Source organism: Paenibacillus contaminans, assembly GCF_003285015.1.
GTDB lineage: Bacteria > Bacillota > Bacilli > Paenibacillales > NBRC-103111 > Paenibacillus_V > Paenibacillus_V contaminans.
On sequence record NZ_QMFB01000001.1, the window covers coordinates 823,534 to 848,878 of the forward strand.

Here is a 25,345-nt window from a genome sequence, read left to right on the forward strand (position 1 = left end):
TCCTCGCCTCGCCGTCTGAGTCCGCTTTCTTGAGGATGTCAAGGTATGAGCCCAGCTTATCCAGTACAGCGTGCACAGTATGGACATGCTCTACAAATCCTTCCTGCTGAACGCCCGGCAGCCCAGAAAGAGCAGAAGCGCCGAATACCCCACCGTATACAAGAGGAAAGCATTGGAAGGAACGCTCGCCATAGAAAAAGGCCCCATGTCGGACAACGCCAATCCGGCCAAATCCGCTCCGCCCATAAGTTCGTAAAGGCTTCTTCGGTAGACCGAGTCCGTGGGCAGGAGCAGCCCGGTCAGAAGCAAGATTTTTTCCAATGCGGGATGGCTGCTTTGATAAACCGTTATCCCTTCGACCAGTCCGCTGAAGAGGGAAAACCCGTACAACAAGGCGGTGCAGATCCCGTTCCCCAGCATCGGCAAATAGACGGAACCCAGCATGGTTAGCGTAAGGAGAAGGAGCGGCATCCAGAGGAACAGCCCGAAGCCCCGAAGCAGCTCATCCGCCCGCACGGGGAAGTCTGCCTGGCTGTAAATGGTCCAGACCACGGAAACGAAAAGAATTGTACTATACACGATGATCCAAACGGCGTGACCAAGCCACTTGGCCAAATAGAGCTTCCAGCGGGAGATGGGGCGGGCGGCGACGGCCAGCAGCAGACCGTTCTCCTGCTCGCCCGTGACGGTTCCCATAGCCGAGAAAAGTACGAAGAAGGCCGAAAGGAATTGTGCGAAAAAAAGCCCCAACACGATCAGCACCATACTGTTCAACATTCGTTGGGCCGGTGAGACCTGGTTCTGTCCTTCCATTCCGGCCAATTCTCGGATCCCGAATACGAACAAGATCAGAAACACGAAGGTCACGATTAGCGTGACCAGGAATACCCGCTTGCGGGTCAGCTCCTTGAAGGTGGCGGCGATGTACATGGTCATTGCGGAACACCTCCTTGGCGCGATTGGGACTGGGCCATCCGGAGGAACCAGGCCTCCAGGCTGTTCTGCTCGGGGCCGGATTCATAGAGCGTCAGACCGCTCCGGATGAACAGAGCGCACAAGTATCCGGCCTGTTCCCGATCGGTTACGCGGGCGGTAAGAAGGGCGTTCCCGCTCTCATCGGCTTCAACCAGACGCAGCAGGGAGGAGAGGGCGCCGCCGACGGCGTCGTTCAGCTCCTCCCACGTCTCGGGGAGCCAGCCGCCCAGCCGGAAGCGCCAATTGGCATCGCCGCCTACATTATCGCCGGTGCCGCTGAGCAGCTTGTGCAGCGGACCCGACGCCAAAAGCTCGCCTCCGTACAGGAAGGCGGCTTCATCGCACAGTTCCTCCACATCCTCCAACAGGTGGGTGTTGAGAAATATCGTCACGCCTTTGCCGCGGAGCTGTTTCAACAGGCTGCGAATCTCATAGCGACCGACCGGGTCGAGGGCCGAAGAGGGTTCGTCCAGGATCACCAGCTCGGGATCTAGGAGCAGGGCGGCAGCCAAGCCGAGGCGTTGTTGCATCCCCTTGGAGAAGCCGCCTACCCGGCGGTCCGCAGCTTCAGACAGGCCGACAAGCTCAAGGGCGTCACGAACCCGGCTGCGGAAGGCGGTCGTACGCGTTTCCTGGGGGCGCAAGCCGCCCAGCTGACCATGGAAGCGGAGCACCTCCGCCGGGGTCAGCCAATCCTGAAAGCGGAACAGCTCGGGTAAATACCCGAGCTTGCGCCGTGCCTCCGGCCGTCCTAACGGCTGCCCCAGCACGGTGGCCCGCCCGGAATCGGGGCGGTGGAGACCTGCAAGCATTTTGACGAAAGTGCTTTTGCCGGCCCCGTTCGGTCCCAACAGGCCGAAGATACAGCCTTCCGGCACCTGCAGGGTGATGCCGCGGCAGCCTCCGCGGCCGTTGTAAGTCTTGGTCAAATCCGTCGCATCAATCATCATCATGGTTGGACAAGCTCCTCAGCAGCCCGCAGAAAGGCGGACTCCGTAGGAAAATCCTTCGTATCGCCGCTTAGTAAGCCCAGCCGCTCGCCGTCGAGCCAGAAGATATAACGTTTCATTCCGTCCACGCTCATAACCGCATCATGTCCGCCCAGCCGAAGGCTGGTGATCACGCCGTCTCGAGCCGGAACCGGCAGGGTGCTCTGCCAATCGCCGATTGCTGCTAGCTTAGTCCGCAAGCTGTCCGGCAGCACGGGCAGCCCCAGAACCGCCTCTCGAACGGTTGCCGCATCGATGCCGCCTTCCACCGTCAGCTCCGGCTTGCCGAATTGGAGAAGCCGCACCGGCTTACCCGTCAAGGTACCCTCGGTTGAGAAGCTGTCCGGGATGTGCAGTCTGATGGCTTTGCCGTCCGCTTCGGTAGGAAGGGTCGTGCTGCTGCCCAAACGGGTGAGCAGTCGATTGACTGACTCCACATTTAGATGAAAGGTCAGTGCCGACGCCGGCTGGAATATGGGGTCGGTCGAGTCGTCCGGCTGCAGCAGCGGTGCGCCCATCCGTTTATTCGCTTCCTCCCAGGCAATCGTACGGGTCTCGCCTCCGCCTGTTTGGGTCAAGCTGCCGTATTGGGCCAGGTTGAAGCTCCTGTCTCCATCAGGCGAGCCCTTTTCCAGCAGGTCGGAGATGGCCGTCATGTCATCCGCTGAGATTCCGACACCGACCATATGCTGGATACGGAAGGTTTGCTGCATGGCGGCAAGCGCCCGGTCCCCAAGAGGGGTTGCCATCATGCCGATGACCATTATCGCTGCGGCGGCTCCAGCAGCCAGCCTCCGAAGCCTGCGTTTGGCAGGTCTCTCCGTCCGCCAAGTGCCGTTCGCCTCGTTAGCCTTTGTCGCGTTTATGGTCCCCGTGTTCCCGCTGACCGAGGATCCTTGTTCCACCCGGAATGCTCCCGTCTTCTTCATATCAATTGCACCATCCTTCAAGTGATTATCTTGATTTCCATCCATTCGTGCCTCGATTTTTGTTTCGTCCGAACGCCGACCTTCCTCCGCCTGCTTCCAAAACGCCGGAACCGGCTCCCGGGACGCCGACTTTGCGAACCTGTCCCATGCCCGATCCGTATCAAAAACCGGCTCCTTGCCGGTCCGTTTCTTTCCGTCCTCCATCGTGCAGTTCCTCCTCCTGCCCGTATTTCTTCTTCATCCGTTCCTCCGCCCGGGCCAACAGCGTGCCGACAATCTTCGGGTTAATTTCCAGCCGACGGGCAATCTCCTCGTAGCTGTACCCTTCCTCCCGAAGCAGAAGGGCGTTCCGGTCCCGGTCCGAGAGCTTCTGGAGCACCCGGCGGACGATGTCGATTTCCCATTCGCGGATAACCTCCGCCTCTCCCGATGGGGCGGCGCCTTCCGACCAAGCCGCCACGCGGGCGGTTTCCTTTTCCAACAATGCTTTGCCCGACGACCGATGTCTCAAATAATCGTAGCCCACCCGGGTCAGAACCCGGTGCAGCCAAGCGCCGACGGCCTCCAGCCGGTCCGGAGGGCTCCGATACAGCCGCAGGAAAACCTCTTGGGCCAAATCCTCGGCCGCCGCATAATCGCCGGTCAACGAATAAAGCTTCCGCGCCACCTCCGGATAATGCTCCCGGAACAAGCGCTGGAACAACTCGGGTACCTGTGCGCTTTCTTCCATGTTGCCGCCGTCCCCCCTTTCGTTAATAAGACGGATGCCGGATCGGTTTTGTATCAGTTGAACATACAAACGGTTCGTGTACGTTAAAATTTCAATCCCGTCCCATCAAATCCTTTATTCTATTATCCCCTTGTTTTGCGGAAGGTATTGACAATTTCTTTGTATTAGTACCATAATACAATCAAGTGATAAGGCGGGTGAGTCCGGTGTGCTGAATTTTTATGAGTTGAAGCTGAATAACAAAGAGCCCGTTTATGTGCAGGCAGCCTTATACGTGAAGAGGCAAATTTTATTGAAAAAAGCGATATCGGGAGACCGTTTGCCTTCCAGGCGGGAGATCGCCGCACAGCTGAACATTAATCCGAATACGGTACAGAAAGCGTTCAAGCTGATGGAAGATGAAGGCTTCGTCCGGACGAGCGGAACGCAGGGAAGCGTCATTTATGTGGATGAAGCAGTATTCAATCGTATTGAAGCTGAGCTTACCGAGGAGTTAGTCAAGGAATTCATACATTCCGCCAAGGAAATCAATTTATCTTTCAAAAGAGTGGTCGAACTCGTCAGCGAGCTTTGGGAATAACAAATAAATTGCCGCCGGTATCCTGGGACTGAGCGGCGAAAAAATTTGCCTGTATTGTACTAATGCCATAATACAAAAGAGGTGTCGCAATGAAAGGTTTTTACCGCTTGGTGCAAAATGAATTCAAAGCATGGCATAGAGCGATTGCGCTGATCTGTCTAGGGGCCGTCGTTTCACAGCTAGGGCTGCTTTATTCGGCGACGAAGTATTCCAGTGGGGAGTGGCCTTACGAACGCTTCGAAGATTTGTACGTTTCGTCGGGCTGCGTCGCCGTATTTCTTGTCTTTTTTGCGGCGGCGTGCGGATTTTTCCTGAAAACGTTCTATGCGCAATATTGGGGCAGCAAGAGCGTTTATACTTACCTTACGCTGCCGGTCAAGCGCGAAACGGTATATGCCAGCAAGCTTGGCGTTTTTATAAGCTGTCTGCTCATGCTAATTGCAGCGCAGTTTATCAGCATTCGGCTTGGGTACGGGCTTTTTGCCGCAAGATTGGACGCTTACAGCGAGGGGCAGCTATCGATGCGCAACGGATTGTTTTTGGCGGTTATACGTTCGGACTTTTTTCGCATCCTGCTTCCGTTGAATGTTAGCCGGATCTTGTCTTCTTTGTGCATACTAGTCGCCCTCGCGACCGCTCTGTATTACGGCGTACTGTGCGAGCGGAGCAAAAAATACTGGGGAATCAGCATCATTATCGCTGCGTTTTTCATCATGATCAAGGTGCTTGGCTACCGCATGAGCGAGACGATCTATTTCAGCCCTCCTAGCGGCTTGTACCCAAGCAGCGCAATGCTTCTGGTTCTGAGCGGTTTTTTCGTATGGCATGGCATCCGGCTGATGAAAAGAGGCGCAATAGCTTGACAGGGGGGATCGGTGTGGAAAAACGGAGCATAATGAAAAAATGGAAAAAACATGCCGTGATTCCTGCGCTGCTGGCGGCTATCGGGATTATATCCGCCATAGCGTTTGACACGTTCAAGATGAGAGACGACGGGACTTTTTATATACAGGATTTGCAAGGCAGCCGCGAGACGATCCGGGATATTACATTCAGCGGGGAATTAAAAGACGGTTATCATCGAACCCGCTTCCGGATCGAGCAGGGAGAAGTCAGGACCCGTACGGAGCTGTTCAAGCAGCCGGAGTATGCTCGGGCAAACAGGTATAGTCCCGGTGCTCCCAAGCAAATGGGCGAGACGGAGTATGAGGTTCACGGCAGCCTTGCATTCGAAATTACATCACGCGAAATAGTAAACGGGATTCCGATTCCTGCAGGCGTGGCGAATGTCACACCGGGCATCTTTTATTCCGATTCTGCGCGGCAGGATAATTCCTCTCGATATACCAATCCGCTGGAGTATGGGCTTGCCAAAGTCGGCGACCGCGTCTTTTTTACGGTGCCTGTATCCGCCGATTTCCAAGGTGCAAGCGGCATCTATGAGCTGAATTTTTACGAATGGGGACGAGTGCCGACGGAGGAAAAGCCTGTACCTCGCAAAATTGCCGAGATCGGTCTTGAAGCCAATCAGAGCGGGCAAGGCTCCGGATTGGAGATTCTTGGGATGGAAGCGGTGGGAAGCAAGCTCGCCGTGCTGATTGCCGAGGATAATCGCCTGAAAATACGCGGATTCGACAGCGAAAGCGGAGAACAGCTTGGAGAAGCGGTCATACCGGAATTTCGCTTGGTTGGCCGTACCGGCGATCAACAGACTGAACAAGCGGAGGCGAAGAATCTCGAAGTTTATCATGAAACTTATACGGCTTTCGTCGACCCCGAGCGAAATATATTGAACTTAAGCTTCAATGCAAGCCCTTCGGAGCCGGGAGAGCTCAAACGAATGTTGGTAAGTTTTGACTTCTCCGATGGCGTCCGTATGGTCAACAAGCTGCAATGGACGATCGAAGACGGCGACGAGGACAATTTCAGCGGCATGATGAGTATGGGATATCGCGACGGTAAGCTTTACGTGCTTAAGACTTTAAGGGAACGAGACGATCAAGAACGTTATGCATACGATATTTTGCGGCCCAAGCGGTTTCTCATTTATGCGTTCGAAGGCTCGGAGCTGATTTATAAAGGAGAGCTTAAAACCGATTTGAATGACGATATCATTAGAGCCATGAATTTGGCACCTGCGCGAGGCGGATTCAGTTACGATCAGAAGGAGTACAGATTTTTTGATCAATTGAAGGTGGAATAGTTATTGAAGCAAGTAAGGAGGCCTGTCGGTGATTGAACTGAAATATATGGAAAAACGCTATGCCGGAAGCGACGCCTACGTATATGTACGCGACATGACCATTCAAAAAGGTGAAATTGTCGGCATACTCGGGGAAAACGGCAGCGGCAAAACCACGCTTCTTAAATCGATTATGGGGATCGGGGAAGTGCAGAACGGCAGCATAACGATAGAGGGGAAACCGGCGTCGGAGCTTTATGATCGAATGGCGTTTATTACCGAGGAGGGCAGTTTTTTCCCCGACTTGACGCCTGACGAGTACGCACAATTTTTGGCGGGATTTTTTACGCGGTTCGATCGGGAGCTTTACGACAAGCTGCTCAAGTTTTATGAGCTCGAGCCGGAGGATGCGATCAAAACATTTTCCAAAGGGCAAAAAGCGAAGCTCGAAATCTGTGCAGGTCTGGCAAAAAAGGCGGACTACCTGCTGATGGACGAACCCCTGATCGGCAAAGACATGTTTACGCGGCGCGATTTCTTCAAGCTAATGCTGTCAGGTTTAAGGGGCGATGAAACGGTGTTGTTTGCTACGCATTTGATCGACGATGTCGAGCATGTCATTGACCGAGCCATTATTATGAAAAAAGGCAGAGTCGCAGCCGATTTCTATATTGACGAGATGAGGGAGCAGGGCCGGACATTGGCGGAGATGATGGCCGAAGCTTCCGGTTACAAGGCCGACAAGTATCGGGATGTTTTCGAATAACGGGGATGAACAATCAATCCCGCACAATAACGGGATATCACAAGATGTGTTACGACAGGGTGGAAATGTGCTACAATTTGTGTTGAAGGAGGAGCAATCATGCATATTGACGAAGTGATCGCAACGACAACAAACTTGATGAATTGCTTCACTATACGAGCGTTGATGGCGCGTTTTTCATAACCTCTATTTACTTGCTTTCGGATTAGGCGAGCGTATGCGGATGAATGCAGTCTGAGAAACAGGGCGTTACAAATAACAGAGGAGCAGTGGAACCGGATGAGAGAAGTTATTGTAGTAGGAGGAGGTCCATGCGGGCTTTCGGTTGGGGCGGCTTTGCAAGAATTGGAGATTGACTATTTGATTCTCGAGAAACGAGCCATTGTAAACTCGATTCTTTCCTTTCCTGTAAATATGCGGTTTTACAGTACGAGCGACAGGCTGGAAATCGGAAATATACCCTTTTTATCTGAAGAGGATCGTCCCACTCGGCAAGAAGTGCTGCGATACTATCGTTCGGTCGTTTCGAGGCAGCAAATGAATATACTGACGTTTCAACATGTTATCAACATAGAGCGTACATTGGGCGGTTTCCTCGTTCGAACGCAAAATCACCTTTCCAAAGAAGAAGGTTTCGAAGCCCGCAGAATTGTCCTTGCTACGGGAATATATGATCATCCTCGATTATTGGATGTTCCCGGAGAGAGGATGTCCAAAGTCATGCACTATTATACGGAAGGTCACTCTTATTCGGGAAGACGGGTGCTTGTAGCCGGAGGGAAAAATTCCGCCATTGAAGCGGTAATCGACCTCTACCGAAACGGAGCCGAAGTATCGTTGGTTCATCGCGGCGCAACGGTTTATCAAGGGATTAAGCCGACCTTGCTGCATGATATTCGGAATCTGATCGAAAAGGGTAAAATCAGCTTTTATCCGGAGTCGACAATCACTTGTATTGAAGAGGACCATGTTCTTATTCAAAGTTTGAATGGGCCGGTCAAGATACAAAATGATTTTGTATTTTCCTTAATTGGCTATCAGCCTGATCTTTCTATGTTAAGCAATCTAGGGATCAGACTGGATCATGAAACGCAAATTCCGGATTTTGACCCTGAAACGTATGAAACCAATGGGCCGGATATTTATGTTGCCGGCGTAATTACAGGCGGAATAACCAATAAAGTATTTATTGACGATGGACGTCTCCACGGTCCGAAAATCGCGAATCATATTGCGAAACAGATGAATGGGAGCTAGAACTAGGGATAGAGGATGGGACCTGGGCATGTTTTTCCGGTCAGAAGCGCCTAAAGTTTCAATCATTGCGTCTAATTCCAGTCTGAGGAATGTTGAAGAGGAAGAACCACCGAAGGATGAAAAATCCAGTGCGGTGGTTCTTTTATTTTACACGTCATCTATGCCATCATTATAGATGGAGGCGATGAGGGATGTTCCAGGATTTCAAGCTCGTCGGTGACCGTCCGGTCGCGATACAAGTGAAAGAATACGTCAATCGTTTAATTATAAAAGGGGCGCTTCAAGCGGATCAGAAGCTGCCCTCCACACGAGAAATGAGCAACCTGCTTAAGGTGAGCCGAAATACAGTCATTGCAGCTTATTCAGGCTTGGAGGATGACGGATTTACGTATGCGATTCCCGGCAAGGGCAGCTTTGTGGCCGCCTTGGCGGGCCGGTCGGCTGTAAATAACGGTGGAGCTGAAGGCTCTGCCGCCTGGCAAATCGACTGGAAGGCAAGAATGAACGATTATGCCGTATCGGCTTTAGAGCTGGATATGATGAAGAAGGGCATTCGTGCCCCTAAAGGAACCATCTCGTTCACAAGCATCGCTCCGGATGAACATCTGTTTGATTTGGGCGATGTAAAGCGAGCTTTTATGGACCGGATGGCAATCGAAGGGCAGGTGCTCCTCAATTACGGCTATGCGAAGGGCTATAAACCGCTGATCGATTACCTGATGCATTATATGGAGAATAAGGGCGTCGATATAACCGGCAAGGATATGCTGATAACAAGCGGGTTTACAGAAGGTTTTGACATTGTGCTGTCTGCATTGCGTCCTTCTGCACGCTGCGGTGCGGCAATTTGTGAAAATCCGACCCATCATACAGCGATCATCAATTTGAAGCTGCAAGGATTTGAAATAACCGGCATTCCGATGGAGCGTGACGGTATCGATGTGGAGCGGCTGGAGGCAGTATTGCGGACCAAAAGTTTCGATTTGGCTTATTTGACGCCTTCCTATCACAATCCGACAGGTATCGTCATGTCGCCGGAAAAGCGCAGCGCCGTTATGAAATTAATGACGCGCTACCAGATTCCGGTGATCGAGGATGGATTCAATGAGGAGCTGCGCTACTCGGGAGCGCATGTTGCGCCCTTGATCGCAACAGCCGGACAAGGAAACGGAGTCATCTATATCGGCAGCTTCTCCAAAGTTCTGTTCCCAGGCTTGCGAGTAGGCTGGGTGCTTGGAGACCGGGCGCTGATCGACAATCTTGAAAGCATGAAGCGTGCACGGACCATTCATACATCAACCATCGATCAATCCATTTTATACCAGTATTTGCTTAACGGAAATTTCGATAAATATGTAAAAAAAGCACGAGCCGAGTATAAGCGCAAATATGAGCTGACAAAAGCATGCTGCGAAACGCATCTTCCCGGGGTGCACCTATCCGGCGACGGGGGCTTGCATTTGTTCCTCACCTTCCCGACAGGCGTAAATACACGCCAGCTGTTGGAAGCTTGCACAGAACAGGGCGTTATTTTTACACCCGGAGACAAGTTTTATATTTATGAAGGCGAAGGGACGAATACTTTGCGGCTTGGTTTTTCACGAGTAACGGATGAAAACATCGAGCGGGGCATTCAAATAATCGGCAAACAGGCGAGCGGCTTTCTTAAGGCATAACGATTAATAAATGCCACAGGGACGGAATCGTTCTGGAATAGAGCCGGCAATCGTTTTACCCTCTGGTTACAGCGATCGCAACGAGTATAAGAAAAATGAGGTGTTTTAATGAAAATTGGCGTTATAATGGGCGGTTTTTCTTCCGAGCGTGAGGTTTCTCTGCAAACAGGTCAAGAGATGATCAATCATTTGGATCGCGGCCGTTATGAAACGGTTCCAATCGTGATTGGGCAGCGAGCGGATTTCTTCGCGCAGGTCCGGCAGGCAAGTATCGATGTCGCACTGCTGGCACTGCATGGCCGGTACGGCGAGGACGGAACGGTGCAAGGAGCTTTGGAGACGCTGGGCATTCCTTACACAGGCAGCGGTGTCCTGGCAAGCAGCTTATGCATGAATAAGCAGCTGTCCAAGATGCTGTTGAATTCAGCCGGTGTGCGCACGCCTGCAGGCCTTTTCTGGCAAGGGATGGACGATTATGATCCGCAGGCGGTGGAGCGGCTGGGTTATCCGGTTATTGTAAAGCCGAATACGGGAGGATCAAGCATCGGCATCCAGCTTGTAAAGAATGAGAAGGAGCTGCTGTCGGCTGTTCAGGGGGCTTGCAGCTTAGATCAAGCAATTTTGATTGAGCCTTATATGAAAGGGACGGAGCTCACCTGCTCGATAGTGGATGGCGAGGTGTTGCCGATTATCGGCATTCGTTCCGCACATTCGGAGTGGTTTGACTACAAAGCGAAATATGAAGCCGGCGCCGCCGAAGAGAAGGTGATCGAGCTTCCTCCCAATATGGATCGGCGTGTGCGCGAGGCGGCACTGGCCAGTTACCGGCTGCTGCAATGCAAGGTTTATGCCAGGGTCGATATGATTTTGTGTCAGGATATGCCATACGTGCTGGAAGTGAACACCTTACCGGGAATGACCGCCAACAGCCTGCTTCCGAAGAGTGCGGCAGCTGCGGGTATAACCTTTACACGGCTGCTGGACCGTATAATTGCAAGCTCGCTTCAAGAGCGGAAACAGGAATGGGGGACGGCGCAATATGTTTAGTGAAGAGCGTAGAGGAACGTTTTTATCTTCGCGTGTAAGGGATATTCGGCCATCGGGGATCCGCGCTTTTTTTGATCTGAATGCAGCAGGCGGAGATACGATCGCCCTCGGGGTCGGCGAGCCCGATTTCGTTACACCTGAAAACATACGTGAAGCTTGCATGCAGGCGTTGCGTGAAGGGCGTACGAAATATACTTCGAATGCCGGCTTGATGGAGCTGCGCGAGGAACTCTCCGCATATTTCTCCCGAAGCTTCTCGCTTTCCTATGACCCCGAACAGGAAATAATCGTGACGGTGGGGAGCAGCGAAGCCGTCGACCTGGCGCTGCGGGCAGTGATCGATCCGGGTGACGAGGTGCTGATACCGGCGCCAAGCTATATTGCCTATGAACCGATTACCCATCTGCACGGCGGTAAAATTGTGGAGGTGCCGGCTGCGGCGGAGGAGCAGTTCAAGCTGACCCCTCAAGCGCTGCAGGCAGCGATTACACAGCATTCAAAGGTTTTAATGATCAACTATCCGTGTAATCCGACCGGAACCGTAATGACGGAGCAGGATTGGCTGCCGATTGCTGAACTTATCATTAATCATAATCTGGTTGTCATTTCGGATGAAGTGTACGCCGAGCTAACCTACGGGAGAAAGCATGTCAGTATCGCCTCCTTGCCGGGCATGAAGGAGCGTACGATTGTCATCAGCGGTTTTTCCAAAGCGTTTGCTATGACAGGCTGGCGGGTGGGTTATGCGTGCGGTCCGAATGAGCTTATTGCCGGTATGCTGAAAATTCACCAGTACACGGCCATGTGCGCTCCCACCATTGCACAGATTGCCGCGCTTGAATCCTTGCGTTTTGGTTTGGCTGCCAAGGATGAGATGATGGCGAGCTATAATGAACGCCGCAAGCTGTTTGTGGCCGGCTTGAATGCAATCGGGCTGGCCTGTCACGAGCCTGAAGGAGCTTTTTATGCCTTCCCGTCCATTGCTTCTACCGGAATGTCGTCTAAGCAGTTTGCTCTTCTTCTGCTGGAGGAAGCGAAGGTGGCGGTCGTACCGGGACATGTATTCGGATCAGGCGGAGAGGGCTTTATTCGCTGCTCCTATGCAACCTCGCTTGTCGATTTGGAGAAAGCGCTTGAGCGGATGGGAAGGTTTATGAAAGTGATGCAGCCGGTTTAATGGAAGAAAACCAAAAAAATGGACGGCTATATCAATGTTAATAATCCAAACCAGTTAATTGAAATATTATTAAACGGAGAACGTTAGCATATTACAATACAACATGGGGCTGCCGGGAGATGATGCTTGCAGCTTCTTTAAGCTAATGAGACGTTAGTTGACTAGATTATAATTAATCTTTCCCTATTTTGTGTAGGATCTTAATGTTATGATTGTGTTGCTATAAAAATAAAGCGTAACGAGGTGAGGACAATGAAGACAAAAAAATATACGTCTTATCCTCATGATGCTGTTTAGTTTTTTGGCGAAATACATTAGGCCCTGAGGATAGGATTCACTCTCAGGGCTTTTATATTTAGGCAGAAGGAACGTTTAAGCTTTCTTGCCGGTCTAAAACAGCCACTTACGGAGTGGCTGTTATTTTTTTAGGACAAAGGGTTGGTCAAGACAACAATTGTGGTTTTAATTTGAAATTGGTTAGGATTTAATCGTTTGTCTTACAAATTGAACTGAATTCTATTAGGGGGAATATGTATTGAACTTGGTCGATCCGTTTCGTCATTACCTTGTTCCAAAGGATAAGGGGCCTCCTTCTTGAGATATCGTTTCAACTTCGGCATCGTTTCCCGTTATTCACCGCTTTCCAAATATGAAAGGATGATGCTTCATTAAAAGACTCGCTCAATATTTTCGCTCATTACAATCCGGACAGTCAACTTACAGTATGATTTATGAACCTGATCCAACCTATTGGAATAATGATGTTGCCTATTACATTGAACGGACACATAAACTCACACTGGATAAACCATGTATCACCATAAAAATACCTTTTGACCGTCTCGGCTTAGATGAAAATAGGGATCAAGTTGTTCTCTCCGATTTTGCATTAAGAGAATGGGTTAATCATATTGGGGCATTAAATGATTTGATTTATAACCGGTCACGTCCTGATAAAGAAAATGGTGCTTATTATTGTTTTCGTCCAACCAATGTGGTGTTGCAACGTAATGCATCCTTTGTCGAAGTCATCTCGGAAAAATGGTATCTATGCTTAATGATTACAGTCCAACTTCCGTTCAGGAATAATGATAAAGCTATGCGCATGCTCTGCAAAATGCTTCCAAAAGAAGTGGAGAGGTTTATTGCCAAGTATGATCTCATCAAATTAAATGCTGCCTATGAATTGGTAAAAAAACAAAATAAAATTCGCGAATGGCTGAAATCCAGTGATTATTGTGCGTTTATTGCGAATGGCAGCATTTTGCCAAGAAATAAAGACAACAGCGGGCCACTTGAGGGTGCCTTGCCTTTTACATCCCCGGAAGATGTTGAAGTTGAAATTTGCGGTTTGCGAGGAATGGGAATAAAACATGGTGTGACTGTCATCACCGGCGGTGGTTATTCGGGTAAAAGCACATTGCTGGATGCACTAAATTCGGGGATTTACAATCACAGCGTAGGCGACGGACGAGAATTTGTGATAACCGATCAAAGTGCAATGGAAATATCTGCAGAGGAAGGCCGTTCCATAAAAAATATCAACATTACGCCTTTCATAAAATGGATACCCAATAGTTCGGCTGAACAGTTTTCGACTGACTACGCCTCAGGTTCCACATCTCAAGCCGCAAATATTATGGAGGCAATCAACGTCGGGTGTAAGCTTCTTCTTATTGATGAAGACAGAAGTGCGACGAATTTTATGATTCAAGACATCAAAATGCGTTCATTAATCAAGCATGAACCCATTACACCTTTTACGGAACGTGTCAGGGAGCTTTATGAGGCTGTCGGAGTATCTTCCGTTCTTGTTATTGGAGGTAGCGGTGAATTTTTATCCGTTGCCGATCAAATCATCCTGATGGACAATTTTGTGCCAAAAAACGTAACCCAGGAAGCAAAAAAATTATGTGAACACGACAAACCGCGCGAACGTATCCCCCTTACAAAATGGGAGATAGAACGAAAAATAACCACCGAACACTTTTCGAGCTATCCACAGGGCAGTGGTAGAGAAAAGCTGATGGTTTCAACCATGGGATACATGATGATAGGTGATGAACAAATTGATATCAGAGGGCTTTACAATATCACATCACACGCCCAGCTTGCAGCTATTGCCTTTTTAATTCGAAAAATCGCTATAAGTAATCAGGATCACCTCATTATTCTTCATGAAAAGATCAAAAAAGCTCTCGAAGATATGGAAAGAGAAGGAGTGGATATTGTATTTTCTACCTTTTTTCCTGGTATCGAAAGATGGCTTGAATTACCAAGAATTAATGAAGTAATATCTGTCATAAACCGAATGAAACATTTGAATTTTATTTGAATGGCACCGGCGATCTAGGACTTTATTTTCTGCTGACATTTTTCTTCAGCAAGTCAGGTTTGCGGATCATGCGGCATCAAAATAACTGTAAGTCGATTGAAAATAAGAAAGGGTGTATAGGTTGGAGCAAACAAAGTTTATAGACGAATTGACGCTTGGTATTCCTGTCGATCATCTTCAAGAAGCAATCAGCTGGTATCAACACTATCTAGGGTGTGAATTAATCCAACCCTTGTATGGTTATGCCGACATGCGACTTGGCAAAAATCAAAAAATCTTATTGTTTATACCTGACGACGGCGTGTTTTTTGCAGGTCCGAGCTACAAAGAAAATCCGCATTATTTACTGCGCTTGCTCGTCAACGATATCGAAGAATTCCATCGCTTTCTTACGAGTTCCGGTGTTGAGGCGGGAGAGATCGTTGGAGAGGAGGGAGCGGCATTAGGCCGGTCGTTTATTTTTAGCGATCCGTATCGGAACCGGTTACTGGCATGGACAGGGTTTCATTGTGACCCAAGTAAAGATTTATTGAAGGACTTATAAACATCGTCGTGTTAGACAAAGGTTGTCTGATCGAGCAAGGAATCCATTCGGATTTGCTGGCACAGCGAGGCTTGTACGCCCGGCTTTGGCATTTGCAGCAGCAAACCGGGGGGCTGGAAGTTATCCAATTGAGGCTCCGCAAAAAGTCGCTTAGTTAGCGACTTTTTTGCGTTAAAACCATTTCAGATTTTAATAGGATCGCAACTATCCAAAATAAAGACACAAAATAAAAAAACGGCTGCATATTTCTAAGTGCGAGCTTTCCTTATACTCGACCTATAAACCTAAACCAAAGATGGGTGAGGAGCAAAGAAAGTGACATACAGAAAATGGAATAAGATGCGTACCGGGTTTCAGAATCCTACGAATGACTTCCGGTCGATCCCATTCTGGGCTTGGAACGATAAGCTTGAAGCCGGCGAGTTGGTCAGACAGGCGCAAGAAATGAAAAGCCATGGTATGGGCGGATTTTTCATGCACTCCCGGGAAGGACTTGAAACCGAGTATATGGGCGAGGAATGGATGTCCTGCGCTGCAGCGGTTGTTGAAGCGGCTAAAAATATGGGGATGCATGCATGGTTATACGATGAAGACCGATTTCCGTCGGGCGGTGCAGGCGGCCTGGTTTGCCGGCAGGGAGGCGATCCTTTTCGCGCGAAGGCTGTCACGCTGGAAATCATTCAAGGAGCTCCACCGCAGGACGACGATGTTCTTGCGGTCTTCTCCGCCGTCATAGAAGGTGACAAGCTTAAACAAGCCGCTCGGATCCGTTCCAAGTTATCGATGGAAGCGGAGGGAACATTCCTTATTTTCAGGTGCTTGGTGTCGGGCGGATGCGAGTGGTTTAACGGAGAAGCGCCCGTCGATAATTTGAATCCGGCTGCGGTGGCCGCTTTTATCGATTCGACCTATGAACCGTACAGAAACCGATTCGGAGAACATTTCGGAGGCGTTATTCCGGGTATTTTTACGGATGAGCCAAGCATTGCGGACTTTCATTCGGTATACCCCGAAGGCAGGACTTGGCTGCCGTGGACGGACGGATTCGCCGAGCTGTTTCGCGAGAAGAGAGGCTACGATATCGCGGACTCGCTGCCTTACTTGTTTTTTTACGATGAACCTGCGGCAAAGATCAGGCATGATTATTGGCGAACGATTGCCGAAAGGTTCAGCGAAGCCTACTCGCGTCAAATCGGGGAATGGTGCGGGAATAACGGTCTCGCGTTCACAGGCCATTATTTGGCTGAGCATAATTTAGGAATTGCTATTCGAATGAATGGCGCCGTAATGCCGCATTATCGATACCAGCATATTCCCGGGATCGATTTGCTGGACGAGAAGACGGAAGAGTGGCTTACGGTTAAGCAGTGCACCAGCGTGGCCAATCAGTACCGCAGGGAGCATGTACTATCGGAAATGTACGGCTGCTGCGGCTGGGATTTTACGTTCGAAGGGCAGAAACGGATTGGGGACTGGCAGTTTGTTATGGGCGTTACGCTGCGCTGTCAGCACTTGTCCCTATATAGTTTGACGGGCTGCAGAAAACGCGATTTTCCCCCGAACTTCAATGACTCGTCGCCGTGGTGGAAATACAATCAGGTCACGGAGGATTATTTTGCACGCCTTTCTTCCGTGTTAAGCGGAGGAGCTGCCGTTCGCGACATTTTGGTTATTCACCCGACAACGAGTTTATGGACGACGATCGGATCGGATCCATACCGCTTTATGGAATGGATGGATCCCAGTTTGCAAAAGGCGAACGAATATGAGGCGGATTTCATCGCCTTCATGAAAGCGCTATTAAGCCAGCATCTAGATTTTGACTTCGGCGACGAGCTCATTATGGCGGATGACGCATTCATCCGGGAAAATCAGCTGTTTGTCAAGCATGCGGGCTACCGGACAATCGTGCTGCCGATGCTGTCCAATTTGCTTGATTCTACGCTGTCATTATTGATCGATTTCGTGTACGCCGGAGGTACGGTGATCGCGGTAGAGCCCCTTCCATTGCGGGTAAACGGCGTTCGATCGGATAAGCTGCGCTTGTTATTGGAGCATGAAAATTTTCATGCCGTAGGGACGACTCGCGATTGCGTCACGGCTTTGGAAACGATCCGGCAGCGTCGTGTATCGCTGCGCGGACCGCATGGTTTTGAAATACCTGAGTTATTGTATCTGCTTAAGGAGCATAAAGATTGCCATGCCTTGTTCGTAGTCAATCATGATCGAACCCGCGGCTGCGAAGCCGAAATCGTCCTGCAGATTGACGGCGACGTGGAGGAATGGGATCCGTTAACCGGCAGTCATATGCGGATCGGGGTGAATCGAAAGGACGGCAGCACCCGTTTCTTGGCCTCGTTCGGGCCGGCCGCTTCACGGCTTTACATCGTCCGCCGGGAGGCTGCTCCGATGTTGACTGAAGCGAGATTTGCCCATCGGCTGCCGCATGAGCAGCAAATGGCGCTCGTTACGTTACCGACCTTAAGCGGATTTGCACGGACGATGCCAAATGCGATCCTGTTGGATTTCTGCTCCTATCGGGTCGGAGAGGAAGCGCCGAGCGGGCAGCTGCAGGTTTGGCAAGCTCAGAAGAACATCCGCGAACGTTTTGGAATGCGGGACAGCCATTATAACGGTCAAACCCAAAGGTACCGCTGGGCTGACATTGCACATCCGCATGACGGAATTCCCGTCGAATGGGTATTCTCGTTTGAGGTCGATGAACTGACGGATGGAGACGTATGGATTGTGCTTGACGGCTGGCGACCTTCACATATCCGTTTGAATGGCGATCTAGTGGCAATCCGTCCGGAAGGTTGGTTCATAGACCGGAAATGGCCTCGAATTCCGCTTCCGCAGTTGAAGAAAGGAAGGAACGAATTATCGCTGCTCGGACCTTACCGGAATCGGGACGAGATGGAGAACGTGTATGTAATCGGTGATTTTGCAGTCAACCGGGACAGGCGTATCCTCCGTGAACCGGAGCAATTGTCGGTCGGCGATTGGACGCTGCAAGGGTACTTGCACTATCCCGGCAATATGATATATCGGTACGACTTTGTATACAGCGCTGATTGGGTTGAGCTGACAAAAGGCTGCCGGATCGTGCTGGAGCTAGGGCATTGGGAAGCCGTTACTGCAGAAGTAAGAATCAATGGCCAATGCGCAGGACATATACCGTGGCGTTCGGCAGACGGCCTCGACGTTACCGAATATTTGCAGCCGGGAATGAACGGGATCGAGATCGAGCTGGCCGGCAGTCTCCGAAATCTGCTTGGCCCCTTCCATCAGATCGGCACGCACAATCCATGGGTGGACTGGACGTTCTTTCAGCGGGAAGGAAGCCGTGACGATCCGGGGTATTTTGTAAAACCGTATGGTTTGATGCGTCCTGTCGGCTTATATGTCCGTAACGGATAAGCATCGTATTCTCTTAAACCGGGAACCGGATGAATGGTTATACATTCCATTACGCCTGTATCAGGCACATAGGAGGACGGATTAGCATGACCGCAAGAAATGACCGGCCTATCAAAGAGCAAAATGACAGGCTTCAAAAAGAACTTGTCCAATATATTTATCGTCCCGGCTGGACGCTTCTGGAAAATGAAACGCTTTGGAAGGAAGCGCTCGATTTCGCTGAAAAGACAGGTGCCGATGCGATTATGGCGTTCAACGCGCACGGCGAAATGCCCCCGCATCCGCCCCTTGAAGAACTGCCGCAGCGGGTGGCGTTGCTTGCGGAGCGCTTTGCCGAGGTTCGCCGCCGCGGGATGATACCGATGCTTAATTATTTCGTAACGCTTGGTCACGGTGCGGCGAAGCCGGCTGCAGGGATGGAACATTTTCAACCCGTTGTGGACGGTTTCGGCCATGCTGTGCAAGGCTGTGCCTGTCCGCTCGATCCGGTATTCCAGCAATATATGGTTCAATCATTCAGCCTTTACGCCGAGGGATTGGACATCGAGTCGCTATGGATTGACGACGACTTCCGGCTTTACGGACGAGAGGGCGCGGAAACGCTGCAATGCTTCTGCCCTCTGCATCTGAAACAGTTTGCGCACAAAGTCGGCCGAAGCTATGAACGCGGGGAGCTGATTAGGCTGCTGCTCGATCATCGTGAACCGCAGCGTGAATTACGCCGCCAATGGTTCGAAGTGCAAGGCGAGTCCCTTGTCCGATTGGCGAAGCTTTTACGGGACGCCGTTACAGCCGCCAATCCGGATATTGCACTCGGGATGATGATTCCGCCGGTTTACTACAACTATTTCAGCGGCAGGAAGCTGAACGAGGAGCTCCATGCGCTCTACGTGGAAGGTCGCACTCCGTGGCTGCGAACAGGCGGCGGATTTTACCGCGATGAGCGTCCGCTTGACTTGCTGGATAAGGTGATTCAGGTTGCCGACCCGATTCCTTCCATGCTGACGGAACCTGTTCGTCTATGCTGCGAAATTGAAAACTATCCGTTTGTGCCCGGGTTGAAATCGGCTCAGGCGCTCGCGCTCGAAATGTACTTGAACACCATTTCCACGAACGGACTGCTGACGCTTAGTATCCATGACAGTTTTCTCGGTATGCACGACATATCCGGCAATGTTGCAAAGATGCTGCCGGCGGTTAAGCCTTACCTGCGTCAAGTCGCGCTAACCGCATCAGGCAAACGCCGACGCGGCGCCTCGCTATCGTTTCCTCCTAACCTGGCGGAGATCGGTGAGCTCGGATCCGAGTCGTTCATCCCGCAGTGGAATCTCAATCTGGCGAGACTCGGCATCCCGCAGGCTCCTACCGACGCCTCGCCGGTTATTTTGACCGGCCATGTTCCCGAGCTGTTCAGCGAAGGGGAGCTCAGGAAAATGCTTGAACGGGGAGCCATCCTTTCCCCTGAAACATATGTTCGTCTGCAAGAATTGGGACTGCTTCTCGATTGTCCGATTCAAGTCACAAAGGAGCCTTTCAAGTCAAAGGTACAGACGGAGCGCATTTTGACTGATGGGGCTCCCGAGTGGCTGCGCGGGAAAAATCTGGCGGCGCGTTGGCATGTCACTTACCAAACCGAGTATACCGTTCAAGCTCTGGAAGGGGCGGAAATGTGGTCCTGCCTGTACGATACGGAAGGCGTGGCGCTATCATGCGGCGTAGCGGTTGCGGAAAATCCGTACCGTGTGGCGGTCATGACGCATACGGGATTACCGATGAAAGAAAGAGGCCGGCAATGGCTGATGCAGCAGGCAATCGCATTTCTAACACATGGCGATTGTCCTGCGATGGTCGAAAATGTGCTGGAGATGTACCCGATCTGGTGGGAAGCGAGCGACGAAGATGGGGTCGAAGCCATGTTGGGATTATGTCATTTTGCCATGGAAAGTTATGACACGGTTACTTTATGGCTGCCGGGCGAGCGGAGCATACGGTCAATCGAAAGACTGGAACGAAGCGGGGAGTGGACGGCTGCCGCTTGTACGATAACCGTACACGAGAGCGGCGGGCAGCGCATTACTTTGACAGACGCGAGCGTACCTAAACCGTTATCGTACGAAACGTTCCGCATTTACCGCTAACGGACGATTGCATTTCCCTCATTTGTTGAACCCACCTTCAGGGGAACATAACCTGACGCGTGGGTTTTATCATTCGCTTTCCGCTCATCGGAACTGGTGTTATACTTCTTTGTAAACGATTTCTTGAGAGACGGGCGGTGAAGTTTAGGTGGGGAATTCGATATTTAAAAAGCTGTTGTTTTCCTCGCTGCTGATGGTAGTGAGCCTTTCGGTGCTGATCGGGACGATAGCCTACAGCATTGCGTCACGTACGATGATTCATGAGACGGAGAAAGATTTGGTCAATGAACTGAAGCAAATCGACCGCAGCTTGCTCACCATTGTCGAGGACGTCAATCAGTCCACTGAAATTTTGCAAAACAACGAGGCATTGATGCAAGTGTTTGACAGCAACCCCAAACAATCGTTTCAACGTTATTTGGACCTTTTGGAAATGGACAAGCTGTTGAAAACCGCGATGTCCAACAATGACGCGATTTTGGGATTTTCGATTTTGTCCCGGAACCAAAATTTCTCGTCAGGCTCCAGGATGGATAACTATACGTACGAGAACTTCATCGAGCTGCCCGTGTATCAAGAGAAAATTCGCACCTTGAAGAACGATCAGTATGCGCTGGTCAGGGCGGAAGAATTGCAGCTGACCGCTTCGGCGCCTAGTTTTAAATACGAATGGATAGATAAAGCGAACGTCATTTTTCTAATCAAAAAAATTTCTTCCTACCCCGGCAACGAAGTGATCGTAATAAGCTTCTTGTCGACCGCCTCGATCATGCAGAACTCGAATTACGGTAATGTATATGCGCTGGACGGAATGGACCGTCTTGTCTGGAGGGGGATGCCCCAAATCGACGAAAGCGCCCTTTTTTCCAGGAAGGCTTCAAGCATCGACAAACCGGAGGGAAGCGAGCGAGCAGGGAGCCGCCGTTATGTTTACTTGAAATCCAGCGTTATGGATTGGTTTCTAATCAACGTCATCTCGGAGCGGGAAATCGTGAAGCCGCTTGGCGAAATCCGCACGTTCGTTACGCTTAGCATCGTTGTCATCATAATCGTATGCATGATCGCGGCCATGACTGCGTCCAGAGGCTTGACCCGGCGAATCCGGCATTTGAAAAATGCCGTTCACCTGAAAGGAACGGATGACCCGCTCCTCCGAACGATCCCTTACGATCAAAGAGCCGGATCACCGTTTCAATTCATCCATTCCTTAAAATTCGGCTATAAGCTGTTCCTGTACTATATCTGTATTGTCATCATACCTATGCTAGTTCTAAGCATACTTTTGTATCATAAAACGGTGGTTATCGTGGAAAATAGGCTGGAGCAGTCGTTTCGTCAGCCGCTTGCACTAGCCGCTTCCCGCATCGACATGCTGATGAACCGTCATATCCGAAATGTGAAATATTTGATTACAAGCGAGAATGTTCAGCAATTATTTGTAACACCTCCTTCTGAGAGTTTGGAAGAATTCGAGAAAAGGCAATCGCGCATCACGAATGAAATTATGAGCAAAACGATCTACCATACAGGTTTAAACAACGTAGAGATTTATTCGCACAACGGCCAGCTTATGTACACTTCATCACAGCTTCATTCTGAGCGGCCAAGCGATAACGCGATTATTCCTCCCAAGAGCATCGAAGGAAGCATCATGTGGGAGGATACGTATTCCGATGCGTTTCAGAACCAGGTCTTCTCGCTAGTCCATGAAATTAAAGGCAATATTTTATTTTCGGAAGGATTTGCCTTGCCGATCGGTTATTTGAAAATCGTTTTGAACGAGTCGCTGCTTAGTCAAATCCTGAAAGACATCCGATTCAGCGAAGGCAGCGAGGTATTCATCGAAAACCGCAAAGGCCAGATCGTTTCGTCAAACGATAAGCAGTTTATCGGCAAAACGAGGAACGAAATACCGGCGGTTTCGATGTCGGATAACATGCTTACAGCCGTCAAGGAACTCGGTTATAACGACTGGAGCCTGCAAGCGATTATCCCTGCCGGCAAGTTAATGAGCTCCAAGAAAGATCTCATTACGTATAATTTGTTCGTATTGTCGATTATGCTCCTGGTCATCGTCATTATTTGCATTCGCCGGTCGGTGCTGTATGTGCGCCCGATACACGCGCTTATTCAAGCCATGAAGAAGGTCAAGGACGGAGATCTTCATGTGCGGTTTCAAGAACGAAGCGGGGATGAAATCGAATTGCTCGGCCGCAGCTTTAATGCCATGCTTGACCGGCTTCAGCAATTGATCGAGGAAATAACAAAGTCGAAGCTTCGCGAGCAGGAGCTGGAAACGAAGAAAAGATCGGCGGAATTGAATGCGCTGCAAATGCAAATTAATCCGCACTTTCTGTACAATACGTTCGAATCGATTAACTGGCTCGTGATCCAAAATGAGAACGACAAAGCAGTCACGATGATGACATCCCTGGCCGATCTTTTTCGTATCGGGATTAACCGGGGGGAAAATATCGTTGGACTGGATGAAGAGCTGATGCATGCAGAGGCTTACATTACGATTCAGAAAATCCGTTACAACGACAAGCTGAATGTCATTTGGGATATCCAATTGGAAGCGAGGCTTTATCTCACCATGAAACTGGTGCTGCAGCCGCTGATCGAAAACGCTATCTACCACGGGATCGAGCTGATGGAAGGGGCGGGGACGATTCGAATCAAGAGCTTCATCAAAGAGGATAGGCTGATCTTACAAATCATCGATGACGGACTCGGTATCGAGGACGAACGGTTAACCGAGCTGATGGAACGTTTCAAAAACTGGTACCGCGAGCCTTCCCGCAGCATCGGACTGCTCAATGTGAACGAACGGATCAAGCTGCTGTTCGGGGAAGAGTTCGGCTTGCACATCAATAGTAAAGTCAACGAGGGTACGATTGTCAGCGTCACGCTGCCCGTTGTGCGTAAAAATGCAAGCGAGGGGGAAACGGCATGAACAAGCTTTTTATCGTTGAGGACGAGGACATTATCCGTAAGGGTCTGGTGAACAATGTCCAGTGGGAAGCATGGGGATTTCAAGTGTGCGGTGAGGCGGTCAACGGAAAAAAGGCGCTTGAGTATATCGAGAAACATGATGTCGATGTCGTGTTGACCGATGTGCGCATGCCCGTAATGGACGGTCTGGAGTTGAGCCGGCATGTAAAGCGACTGAAGCCCGAAATAAAGATCGTGATCCTTACCGGCTTCAGCGAGTTCGAGTATGCCAGGCAGTCGCTCGAGAACGGCGTCTTTCAATATATTCTCAAACCCGTGAAGCGGGATAAGCTTGCCGAAGTATTCCTGCGATTGAGAGAGGTGCTCGAGCATGCAAGACTTACGAGAGATCTAATTCAACAAGCGGAAGAGAGCCGCTCGCTTCTGCAGGAGAAGCAGTTGAATCATTGGATTCATGGGCGGAGCGTATTGCCAAGGCATGCGGAAGAGCCGGGAATGGAAATGCCGCCGATGTCGGAACCCCCTGTCCCTGTTGCAGAATCCTATGTTTGCGCCGTGCTGGACGTCGATAATTTGGGCAGCCGGGATATGGGATTTATCAATCGATTCAAACAGTTCGGATATGCGGAGATGAAAAAGCTAGCGATGGACAGCTTCAGGCAGGAAGGCTGTAAAGATTCGGTCTTATGCGGCTTCGACGATTATGGGAGATTGGTGCTTCTACTGTTATCGCCGGGTTCAAACGACGATAGATTGCCTGCACGGATAACATCCATTCTAGAAAACTGCTCAAGCGCATGGGAAGGCGCGTCATTCTCGGCAGGGATCGGCGGAGCGGTCAAGGAAGCTGTATCCGTCAGCGCTTCCTATGAGCAAGCTTCCGGCGCGCTGTCCTACCGATTTTATAGCGGTCCAGGGTCTCTTCATCGCCATGGTGACATCCCCTTATTACGCACGATAACCCCACAGGAATTTCAGAAAGTGAAACAGGCTGAGAAGAAGCTTTCGACCTATATCTCGTTGGGTGAAGGGGATTTGGGTACGATATGCACGGAAATGGTTGCGGAAATCATCGAGCAGGGGGCGGCGGATTACGGCAGCGTACGAACCGTCTTGTCTCAAACATTATATTCCGTTCTGGGGTATATGGCGGAACAAGGACATGATTTGGATCTACAAATGAACGACGAGCGGTCCATAAGTGAATTGACCGATCTAACGCACATCATCGGCTATGTCAAACGAAGACTGAATGAAATAAAAACGGAGATCGAACGAAGCGATCGTACGGCTGGCCGCAATTTGGTCTTGCGGGCCAAGAAGTATGTCGCCGAACATTACAGGAACGATCTGACATTGACGGCGCTGGCCAATCATTTGTTTGTCAATGCCTCGTATTTCAGTTGGTTATTTAAGCAGGAGACCGGCGTTACATTCACGACTTACCTGACGCATGTCCGGATGGATACGGCCAAGAATCTTCTGAAGAAAGACGAACAGAAAGTATATGAGGTTGCGCAGTTCGTCGGTTACAACGATTACAGACATTTTTGTAAGATGTTCAAAAAAGTAGTGGGCATCACGCCAAAGGATTTCAAACAAAGGGGTAAATAAGGGCGGGCGGCGCCCCTATTTACCCCCATTT

18 protein-coding genes are annotated in these 25,345 nt (G+C 50.3%); 14 read left to right on the forward strand and 4 right to left on the reverse strand.

The features are described from left to right. Window positions 1–90 precede the first annotated feature (90 nt). The 4 genes from DQG23_RS03595 to DQG23_RS03610 are packed head-to-tail and all read right to left on the reverse strand — an operon-like array spanning window position 91 to window position 3,623. Window positions 91–936: an ABC transporter permease gene (locus DQG23_RS03595; protein ID WP_113029399.1), complete on the reverse strand. Its 846-nt coding sequence runs from the start codon at window positions 934–936 to the stop codon at window positions 91–93. Then, entirely contained in the window at window positions 933–1,928 is a 996-nt protein-coding gene (locus DQG23_RS03600) for an ABC transporter ATP-binding protein (protein WP_113029400.1), read from the reverse strand. Before DQG23_RS03600 ends, DQG23_RS03595 begins: the two co-directional genes overlap by 4 nt. Beyond that, complete coding sequence (locus DQG23_RS03605) at window positions 1,925–3,097, reverse strand: hypothetical protein (RefSeq protein WP_113029401.1); 1,173 nt, start codon at window positions 3,095–3,097, stop codon at window positions 1,925–1,927. Before DQG23_RS03605 ends, DQG23_RS03600 begins: the two co-directional genes overlap by 4 nt. Continuing rightward, the gene (locus DQG23_RS03610) at window positions 3,054–3,623 is read right to left on the reverse strand and encodes a sigma-70 family RNA polymerase sigma factor (protein ID WP_113029402.1); all 570 of its coding nucleotides are present in this window, start codon (window positions 3,621–3,623) and stop codon (window positions 3,054–3,056) included. Before DQG23_RS03610 ends, DQG23_RS03605 begins: the two co-directional genes overlap by 44 nt. Before the next feature lie 208 nt (window positions 3,624–3,831). Between DQG23_RS03610 and DQG23_RS03615 the strand changes: the two genes are divergently transcribed. The 14 genes from DQG23_RS03615 (at window position 3,832) to DQG23_RS03680 (ending at window position 25,314) form a co-directional block, all read left to right on the forward strand. Continuing rightward, complete coding sequence (locus tag DQG23_RS03615; RefSeq protein ID WP_113029403.1) at window positions 3,832–4,203, forward strand: GntR family transcriptional regulator; 372 nt, start codon at window positions 3,832–3,834, stop codon at window positions 4,201–4,203. Between the two features lie 89 nt (window positions 4,204–4,292). Next, the gene (locus DQG23_RS03620) at window positions 4,293–5,066 is read left to right on the forward strand and encodes a hypothetical protein (RefSeq protein ID WP_113029404.1); all 774 of its coding nucleotides are present in this window, start codon (window positions 4,293–4,295) and stop codon (window positions 5,064–5,066) included. A gap of 14 nt (window positions 5,067–5,080) precedes the next feature. Further along, window positions 5,081–6,406, forward strand: coding sequence for a hypothetical protein (locus tag DQG23_RS03625; protein ID WP_113029405.1), 1,326 nt, complete (start codon window positions 5,081–5,083; stop codon window positions 6,404–6,406). A 28-nt stretch (window positions 6,407–6,434) separates the two neighbouring features. Beyond that, window positions 6,435–7,151 (forward strand): ATP-binding cassette domain-containing protein, encoded by a 717-nt coding sequence (locus DQG23_RS03630; protein WP_113029406.1) that lies wholly within the window; start codon window positions 6,435–6,437, stop codon window positions 7,149–7,151. Between the two features lie 279 nt (window positions 7,152–7,430). Then, window positions 7,431–8,408 (forward strand): YpdA family putative bacillithiol disulfide reductase, encoded by a 978-nt coding sequence (locus tag DQG23_RS03635; RefSeq protein ID WP_113029407.1) that lies wholly within the window; start codon window positions 7,431–7,433, stop codon window positions 8,406–8,408. A 191-nt stretch (window positions 8,409–8,599) separates the two neighbouring features. Beyond that, on the forward strand, window positions 8,600–10,084 hold the full coding sequence (locus tag DQG23_RS03640; protein WP_113029408.1) for an aminotransferase-like domain-containing protein: 1,485 nt from the start codon (window positions 8,600–8,602) through the stop codon (window positions 10,082–10,084). 108 nt (window positions 10,085–10,192) lie between these two features. Continuing rightward, a complete protein-coding gene (locus DQG23_RS03645; protein WP_113029409.1) occupies window positions 10,193–11,131 on the forward strand; it encodes a D-alanine--D-alanine ligase in 939 nt (312 codons plus the stop codon). Further along, the gene (locus DQG23_RS03650) at window positions 11,124–12,308 is read left to right on the forward strand and encodes an aminotransferase class I/II-fold pyridoxal phosphate-dependent enzyme (protein ID WP_113029410.1); all 1,185 of its coding nucleotides are present in this window, start codon (window positions 11,124–11,126) and stop codon (window positions 12,306–12,308) included. The genes DQG23_RS03645 and DQG23_RS03650 overlap by 8 nt, the downstream gene beginning before the upstream one ends. Before the next feature lie 724 nt (window positions 12,309–13,032). Beyond that, window positions 13,033–14,643, forward strand: coding sequence for a P-loop domain-containing protein (locus tag DQG23_RS03655; protein WP_113029411.1), 1,611 nt, complete (start codon window positions 13,033–13,035; stop codon window positions 14,641–14,643). A gap of 121 nt (window positions 14,644–14,764) precedes the next feature. Then, window positions 14,765–15,187: a VOC family protein gene (locus DQG23_RS03660; protein WP_158560279.1), complete on the forward strand. Its 423-nt coding sequence runs from the start codon at window positions 14,765–14,767 to the stop codon at window positions 15,185–15,187. A gap of 315 nt (window positions 15,188–15,502) precedes the next feature. Continuing rightward, the gene (locus DQG23_RS03665) at window positions 15,503–18,607 is read left to right on the forward strand and encodes a glycosyl hydrolase (RefSeq protein WP_238177723.1); all 3,105 of its coding nucleotides are present in this window, start codon (window positions 15,503–15,505) and stop codon (window positions 18,605–18,607) included. Window positions 18,608–18,693: 86 nt separating this feature from the next. Continuing rightward, window positions 18,694–20,745 (forward strand): hypothetical protein, encoded by a 2,052-nt coding sequence (locus DQG23_RS03670; protein WP_113029413.1) that lies wholly within the window; start codon window positions 18,694–18,696, stop codon window positions 20,743–20,745. Window positions 20,746–20,893: 148 nt separating this feature from the next. Then, a complete protein-coding gene (locus DQG23_RS03675) occupies window positions 20,894–23,701 on the forward strand; it encodes a sensor histidine kinase (protein ID WP_113029414.1) in 2,808 nt (935 codons plus the stop codon). Further along, complete coding sequence (locus DQG23_RS03680) at window positions 23,698–25,314, forward strand: response regulator (RefSeq protein ID WP_113029415.1); 1,617 nt, start codon at window positions 23,698–23,700, stop codon at window positions 25,312–25,314. The genes DQG23_RS03675 and DQG23_RS03680 overlap by 4 nt, the downstream gene beginning before the upstream one ends. Window positions 25,315–25,345: the final 31 nt, after the last annotated feature.

Bases quoted from the DNA above. Each gene is read 5' to 3' on its own strand.
- DQG23_RS03595 (WP_113029399.1), bottom strand. From the start codon at position 936: ATGACCATGTACATCGCCGCCACCTTCAAGGAGCTGACCCGCAAGCGG.
- DQG23_RS03600 (WP_113029400.1), bottom strand. From the start codon at position 1,928: ATGATGATGATTGATGCGACGGATTTGACCAAGACTTACAACGGCCGC.
- DQG23_RS03605 (WP_113029401.1), bottom strand. From the start codon at position 3,097: ATGGAGGACGGAAAGAAACGGACCGGCAAGGAGCCGGTTTTTGATACG.
- DQG23_RS03610 (WP_113029402.1), bottom strand. From the start codon at position 3,623: ATGGAAGAAAGCGCACAGGTACCCGAGTTGTTCCAGCGCTTGTTCCGG.
- DQG23_RS03620 (WP_113029404.1), top strand. From the start codon at position 4,293: ATGAAAGGTTTTTACCGCTTGGTGCAAAATGAATTCAAAGCATGGCAT.
- DQG23_RS03635 (WP_113029407.1), top strand. From the start codon at position 7,431: ATGAGAGAAGTTATTGTAGTAGGAGGAGGTCCATGCGGGCTTTCGGTT.
- DQG23_RS03640 (WP_113029408.1), top strand. From the start codon at position 8,600: ATGTTCCAGGATTTCAAGCTCGTCGGTGACCGTCCGGTCGCGATACAA.
- DQG23_RS03645 (WP_113029409.1), top strand. From the start codon at position 10,193: ATGAAAATTGGCGTTATAATGGGCGGTTTTTCTTCCGAGCGTGAGGTT.
- DQG23_RS03650 (WP_113029410.1), top strand. From the start codon at position 11,124: ATGTTTAGTGAAGAGCGTAGAGGAACGTTTTTATCTTCGCGTGTAAGG.
- DQG23_RS03655 (WP_113029411.1), top strand. From the start codon at position 13,033: ATGATTTATGAACCTGATCCAACCTATTGGAATAATGATGTTGCCTAT.
- DQG23_RS03670 (WP_113029413.1), top strand. From the start codon at position 18,694: ATGACCGCAAGAAATGACCGGCCTATCAAAGAGCAAAATGACAGGCTT.
- DQG23_RS03680 (WP_113029415.1), top strand. From the start codon at position 23,698: ATGAACAAGCTTTTTATCGTTGAGGACGAGGACATTATCCGTAAGGGT.